The sequence below is a fragment of the Mycobacterium sp. TH-M25 genome (genome assembly GCF_057473665.1).
Genome location: NZ_JBYCLA010000204.1, coordinates 1 through 5,059, shown reverse-complemented (window position 1 = coordinate 5,059; position 5,059 = coordinate 1). Strand labels below are relative to the sequence as shown.

The window sequence follows — 5,059 nt, the reverse complement described above, 5'->3', positions numbered from 1 at the left end:
CGCGGTCACGGTGCTGGCGGTGCAGGGATGTGTGCGCTACAAGCCCGACCGTGAAGACGTTCTGTTCACCCAGGCCGAGTACGCCGACGCGATCGATCCGCTACCGGGAGCTGAGCTGGTGATCACCCACTGCCCGCCGGCCGGGATCAACGACGCCGAGGACACGGCACACACCGGTATCGATGCCTTACGGAACTGGGTGGACACCCACCAGCCGCGTTGGCTGCTGCACGGGCACACCTACGACAATCCGCAACATTCCCGGCACGGCGACACCGATGTGTTCTATGCCAACGGGTACGCGATAGTCGAGCTGGCGATCTGATTCAGTCAGCCATTTGCGCGGCCAGTTCCGTTGACCGGCCCGCAACTGTGTTCGGGGTCTCGGCGTCGATCTCGGACTCGGCGTCTTCGCTGAACGGACCCACGTCACGCAATGCACTGATGCGCTGGACGATCGGGTCGGTGATGACCTCAGCGATCTGGGAGATGCGCTGCTGTGCAGCTTTGATTCGCTGGAACTCCGCGGTGTCGATGCGGGTGGTGAAGGCGTCGAGATTTTCGCGAATTACCTTGTGCATCGCCGGTCCGGTCGTGCACGCCATCAGGTCCAGACCGCGAACCCCCGCATGGTTGCGGGCGAACTGGCTCGGCTGTCCCAGGATGGATAGCCGCTGGACGCTGTTGAGTTTGAGGTCGACGGCTCGCATCATCCCGTGCTCGATCTGGAAGTCGTGCATGGCGTGGTGTGCGGCGCCGAACTGTGCCCGCATGCGTGCGGTGTCGGTGTTGCGGAACACGACCGCCACGGTGTCGTAGTCCTGCACCGGCAACGGCATGTCTGCCACCGAGAACCCGTGACTCGGTGCGCGTGAAGTGTCGTTGGAGACCCGCCCCCACACCACCGAGTTGCGCGTCAGACGGACCCACCCGGCCGAGGGCACGTCGACCATGCGCAAGAACATCGAGGTGTCCGAGAGCACCCATAGAGCATTGGGAACGTCGAGGTTGGCCCACACTTCGCTGCCCGGGCCGATCACCCCGAACTCGTAGAGGTCCACGATCTGGGTAACGACCGCCGGGCCTGCCGACGCCGGAGTTCCGGGCCGGATAAAAGCGTGCACGATGACGCCGGTTGATTCGCTCATGGACCGGCACCGTAGACCTGATTCCAGGATCCGCCTGCACGCGCCACGATTTCGCCGTCGGCGCTTATCCCGGTTTTGATGCCGCTTTTGAGCGTGACATTGACCAGCAGCTTGATCGGGGCTTTGAGCGAATGATTGAGCGCCCTTTTGACGTCACTTTTGAGCGTCGGCCGCCATGCCGGAATTCCGCGCGTACGTGCATGTCGGGGTGCACGTTCGCGTCTAATTCCACCAGCCGTGACCGGAGCCGACAGAACGTGTCGCGTTCGTCGTGACGGGAGCGCGTGATCCAGGCTCCAGCCGACCCACTCAACTGCGGTGCCGGACCCCGGCCCCGCAGCGGAACCGGAAGGCCACCGAATCATGGACACGTCAGCGCCACCGACCGCGGCGGACACCGCAATATCAGCCGTGGCTTACCTGGCCGGCATCAGCGACCCGACCGACGACGGAATGTTGATCAATATTGTCAATTGGGGACTCGCAGCGATCATGGTGTTGGCCGTTCTCGTCGGCGGTTGGTTTGGCTTCAAGGCGTGGCTGGAAGCCAAAGGTAAGAAAGAGGGCATCACCGCGATCCGCGATATCACCTTCGGTGTACTCGCCATCGAGGCGTTTCTCGGCGGCATCATGTTCATCGCCAACTACGGCTCCAGCTTCATTTCGAACTTCTCCTGATGATCGCCGTGATGGACGTCAGGTGCTCACGCAGCGAAGCACCTGGCAACAACTTCGAGGGCTGCTGATGCGCCCGTTTCGTGTCTTCAACGGAGTCTCCGGCGTCCGCATCATCTGGAAACTCGCGGGCACCAGACTCGGCTCGCTCGGACAGATCGCGGTGCTGTCGCTGATGGCGCTCTGCCTTTTTGTGCTGATGCTGACCAACCCCTACGTCGCCGCGGGGTTATTCACCACAGGATTCATCGTCATCACGATCTACGCGGCCGTGCTGTCACGTCTCGACGACACCGAGGCGCTGTCTGAACGCACCCAGCTCGCCTTATTGCGCCGTGGGCTAAAGCACCGCCGCAGCGCCAACTTCGACTTGCCCGGCATCTGAGAGAGAGAGAGAGAACCACTCAACCATGGGATCGCACATTCCCCCGCTACGTCGTCGCACCGGAAACCTGATCCTCTCCGAGGACGGCAGCGTCTGGCACAACTATCTGTTGCGCGGGATCAACGTCAACAGCTACCGCCCCGAGACAGCTGCTGCTGCGCAGGACAGTCACGAACTGCTGTACTGCGCGCTATCGGAGATTCCGACCGACGACATCATGCTGACCGGGTTCCGGGTGCGCCGCGATCCGATCGACACCATGAACGCGATCACCGGTGGAATTCCGGACTGGAATCCGAGCAAGTACCGGTATCTGGAGAACCTGCTCAACGACCTGTACCGGCGCATGATTACCGGCGAGTACGTCGAGTTCGATCGGGTGTATTGGCTGGCCATCAGCCAGCCGTCGCGGCGTCGGCTGTCCGAGCGGATGGTCGCCTCAGTGGTGGAGACCGACCCGCACGAAGGACTTGATTGGGCCGACACTACAGAGTTCGAAAAGCACTGTCTGGCCGCGTTGCCCGCCGAGTTCAAGCCGCGACGCACCACGCCGGCGATGGTCGACTGGGCTTTCGAACGAGCGACCATGCGCGGCCTTGCCGTGCCGATGTTGCCTCCGCTGACGGCGGGGCCGACCACCGCGTCGGAGAAGTCGTATCCCGATGTGATGTTCGACGAATCCGCCGAGGCAGCCGCGCTGTACTCGACCTTCCTCAGCGATCTCGACAACGGCCGTGACTACACCAAGAAGTTGTCGAAAGCCGACCGCAAGCTGTCGTTGTTCAAGCGGTTCCGCACATTGTCCGCGGGCAAGATCATGTCGATTTCCCATCCCGGCAAACGAACTGCGGATCTTCCCGACGGACCCACCTCCTACCAATCGCTGCTGGGCATCGCCCGCTACCCCGCCACGTACACCAGTGCGGTGTCGAGCTTCACCTACATCGTCGACCAGGCCATCGGCGGAGACAGCGACTTCACGTTGCGGATGCGGTTCTCCCAGGACCTGATCTCCACGAAAACGGTCTCGACGACTGATCGCGATCTGGCGGCAGAGAGCACCGCCAACTCCGAGGACGAGTTCGAAGCCTACGACTACGACAACCGCCGCCGCGAGCTTCGCCAGTTCCACAATGCGATCCAGTCCAAGTCCGGCCCACGAGGCATGCAGCTCACCGCGATCTTCGCGCTCGGAGACAAGAACCTCGACCATCTGCAGTCGCGTGTCTCCGCAGTGCAGCAACATTTCCGGTCCAACGGCTACGCCCCCCTACTTCCGGTCGGCGGCCAGAAAGAGCTGTGGACGATGATGATGCCGGGCTCGCGGCGCACCCGGCTCGGTGACGATCTCCTGCAGACTTCGACGGCTTACTGGTTCTCCGGGGCCATGCCGATCCGGCGCAGTTTCGCCGGCGATTCGGTCGGCATGCCGTTGGCGGTCAACAAAGAGAACGCCAACGGGCAGATCATCTTGCTCGACTTACTCAACGCCACTGACAAAGGCAACGCCTCCATCGCCATCACCGGAGCGCAGGGCGGCGGCAAATCGCATCTGATGAAGCTGATTCTGCTGTTCGTGATGGCGCTCAACCGATATGCCGCCCTGATCGACCACTCCAAGCACGGGGAATGGGCTGTGTTCGCCCGCCGCATCGCGCGGGTCCAGGTGGTCAACGCGGCCACCGGAGAGACACCCGGCGGACGAGTGTCGATGGACTTCCTCAAGTGCCTGCCGTCGCCGGAGGCAGAGACCTCGATGATGGCGCACTACCTTCCTCTGTTCGAGATCTCCACCAAGTCCGCCGAAGCGTCGTTTCTGGCCAAGATCCTCAACGCCGAGTTCCGCGCGGCGCGTGGAATCACCACCACCCGGCGGTTGATGAACTGGCTGAAAACAACCGGTGAGCCCGAGGCCGCGATGCTGCTGCGCAACTTCGAGCACTGGGCGGCGCTCCCGTATACCGAGGCGTTCATCGACCCCCCGGCCCGCAGCGGATCCGATATGGAACGTCCGCCGTTCGACGACATCACCGACCTGGCTGCGCGGATGGACTCCGGAAAAGTTCCTCACGCCACGGTGTTCCGCACCCATGGACTGCCGGTGTATCGCGGTGTCAATCCAGCGGCGGCCACGGACCTCAACAAGTGGGCGGCTTCTGTGTACGGGTCGATCGCACGAATGACCGCCTACCGGTTCGGCCAGATCCGTGGAACCTGTGTGTTCTTCGGCGACGAGATCAGTTTCCTCAAGGGCAACGAAGACGTCGTGGAGTTGCTGATCCGTTCCCCCGACCGCACCGGACGCAAGGACGCGAACTTCATCGTCGCGGCCTCCCAGCACGCCGACGACTTCGATCACAACTACGCGATGATCGAGAAGAAGGCTGCTCTGCGGCAGAAAAACAAAAGGAACGCCACAGCTGCGATGGCGTTGATGGACATGCCGGTTCTGGACTCGCTGGTGGACATGATGGTCAACCAGACGAGTCCGCCGGACCCTGAGGACAACAACCTCACCCGTGCGGGGCGCTACGGCGAGGGTTGGTGGAACGACGGGAACAACAACACGGTGCGGGTGCAGTTCTTCCCGATTCTGTCGTCGTCGCTGGCGCGGTTCGCCGACACCACCAGCTCACGGATGATCCGGGAATCCGACCTCGACGTCGACGGCGACGTGATCACCGCCGGCGCGCCCGAGCCGGTGCCATCGAACGGCCGCCACGCCAGCGGGACGAGCTGACGATGGCCTCGTTCCTGGACTTGTTCGACGTCGTCGACTCCGACGGCGCACCGGCGGCCCGGTACCGGCTGATGTACATCGGCAGCTACCTGTCCAATCAGGAGTCGCTTT

The 5,059-nt window shown here is 62.7% G+C and carries 5 protein-coding genes; 4 read left to right on the top strand and 1 reads right to left on the bottom strand.

Annotation, left to right across the window (positions count from 1 at the left end):
- A partial coding sequence (locus AC2VOU_RS06840; protein WP_486956688.1) for a metallophosphoesterase family protein occupies positions 1 to 325 on the top strand: 325 nt, incomplete at its 5' end.
- Position 326: 1 nt separating this feature from the next.
- Here the strand turns inward: AC2VOU_RS06840 and AC2VOU_RS06835 are convergent.
- Positions 327 to 1,148 (bottom strand): hypothetical protein, encoded by an 822-nt coding sequence (locus tag AC2VOU_RS06835; RefSeq protein ID WP_486956687.1) that lies wholly within the window; start codon positions 1,146 to 1,148, stop codon positions 327 to 329.
- A 363-nt stretch (positions 1,149 to 1,511) separates the two neighbouring features.
- On the opposite strand from AC2VOU_RS06835, the gene AC2VOU_RS06830 reads away from it, so the two are divergent.
- Genes AC2VOU_RS06830 through AC2VOU_RS06820 form a run of 3 tightly spaced genes read left to right on the top strand, consistent with a single transcriptional unit; the run spans position 1,512 to position 4,948 of the window.
- Positions 1,512 to 1,826, top strand: a complete 315-nt coding sequence (locus AC2VOU_RS06830) for a hypothetical protein (protein WP_486956686.1) — start codon at positions 1,512 to 1,514, stop codon at positions 1,824 to 1,826.
- Positions 1,827 to 1,848: 22 nt separating this feature from the next.
- Entirely contained in the window at positions 1,849 to 2,208 is a 360-nt protein-coding gene (locus tag AC2VOU_RS06825) for a hypothetical protein (RefSeq protein WP_486956685.1), read from the top strand.
- A 25-nt stretch (positions 2,209 to 2,233) separates the two neighbouring features.
- Positions 2,234 to 4,948, top strand: a complete 2,715-nt coding sequence (locus AC2VOU_RS06820) for an ATP-binding protein (protein WP_486956684.1) — start codon at positions 2,234 to 2,236, stop codon at positions 4,946 to 4,948.
- The last annotated feature ends 111 nt before the right edge of the window (positions 4,949 to 5,059 follow it).